The organism is Rhodococcus sp. EPR-157, assembly GCF_001647195.1.
GTDB lineage: Bacteria > Actinomycetota > Actinomycetes > Mycobacteriales > Mycobacteriaceae > Rhodococcoides.
This window is the reverse complement of the sequence record NZ_LVCV01000687.1, coordinates 1-1,394: the sequence shown is the minus strand read 5'-3', so window position 1 is coordinate 1,394 and position 1,394 is coordinate 1. Positions and strand designations below refer to the sequence as shown.

Here is a 1,394-nt window from a genome sequence, read left to right as displayed (position 1 = left end):
GCCGTCGGAAACTCGCGGGTCGAGAATAGAGACGGCCTCGGCCTCCCAGGTCAACCCCAGATAGCACTCGTCGGAGACAACGACCGCGTCGCGCTCTCGCGCCCAGGCGACGACCTTGCGGAGATGGTCGACCGGCAACACCTTGCCGGTCGGATTCGACGGCGAATTCACGAACACCAGAGATGCGTTCTCGGGGCCGAGTCGGTTGAGCCCATCGGTCCGGGTGATGCGTGCACCGGCCAACAGCGCGCCGACCTCGTACGTCGGATACGCGAGTTCGGGGATGACGACGAGATCGTCTTTCCCGAGACCGAGCAGCGTCGGCAGCCACGCGATCATCTCTTTGGTACCTATTGCCGGCAGCACTGCATCGGCGTCGATCCCGGTCACACCGTATCTGCGTGCCAACGCGTCCACAGCAGCCGTACGCAGGGCCGTGGTACCGATTGTCGTCGGGTACCCGGGCTGGTCCGACACCGAGGCCAGCGCATCCCGAATGATCTGCGCGACCGGGTCGACGGGAGTGCCGACCGACAGGTTCACGATCCCGTCAGGGTGCGACGCTGCCTTCTCCTTGGCTGCAGCAAGCGAGTCCCAGGGAAAGTCGGGCAGCCCGGCAGCGACCGATATGCGAGCCAACGTCAGTTCTCGCCCATCGGCGGAAGTGCCTTGATGAACGGCGGGTCGTAGTCCGTCTTGCCGAGCTTCGCTGCACCACCGGGAGATCCGAGGTTGTCGAAGAAGTCGACGTTGGCGCTGACGTAGCCGCTCCACTGGTCCGGAACGTCGTCTTCGTAGAAGATGGCCTCGACCGGGCATACCGGCTCGCAGGCACCGCAGTCGACGCACTCGTCAGGGTGGATGTACAGCATTCGATTGCCCTCGTAGATGCAGTCCACCGGGCATTCTTCGATGCACGCCTTGTCGAGCACATCGACGCACGGTTCCGCAATCGAGTAGGTCACTGCTGCTCTCCCTCCCTCTCCGATAACTGGCGCGACAACTTGTTCTCACAATTGAAGTAGCGCCCTGAGCATCCTAGTATCGCGTCGAAGACCGGCGACGATCCGCGCAGGGTGTCCTCACTTGCGAAGATACGTCGACGTTGTCGACATGTCCGACTTTACGTCGCTCCGGTCGTCGGCGTGATCCGCTACCCAACGGCGGCCTTGCTTCGCCGCTCTGGACAGCGCCCCGCGTTCTCCGAAGTAGCCGACGACACCGCCGACGAGCGGGATCATCGAGATGATCCGAAACACCTTACGGCTGTGTGGACGCTTGGCGAGCTCGTTCGATACGTCCCTGAGCACGCTCGCGACATCCCACATTGCATGGAGCAACGCGAACGGACCGTTGTCGCGACGAGGCGTCGGCTCGGTCTTGGGTTCGGTATC

Annotated in this window: 2 protein-coding genes and 1 pseudogene; all 3 read right to left on the bottom strand. The window is 63.2% G+C overall.

Annotation, left to right across the window (positions count from 1 at the left end; genetic code table 11):
- Nucleotides 1-639 (bottom strand): aminotransferase class I/II-fold pyridoxal phosphate-dependent enzyme (locus A2J03_RS29395; protein ID WP_156520655.1); only part of this gene is annotated, 639 nt, incomplete at its 3' end.
- Between the two features lie 2 nt (nt 640-641).
- The gene (gene fdxA, locus A2J03_RS29390; RefSeq protein ID WP_068381767.1) at nt 642-965 is read right to left on the bottom strand and encodes a ferredoxin; all 324 of its coding nucleotides are present in this window, start codon (nt 963-965) and stop codon (nt 642-644) included.
- A gap of 117 nt (nt 966-1,082) precedes the next feature.
- Nucleotides 1,083-1,394: pseudogene (locus tag A2J03_RS31380) on the bottom strand (hypothetical protein); the annotation flags it as partial.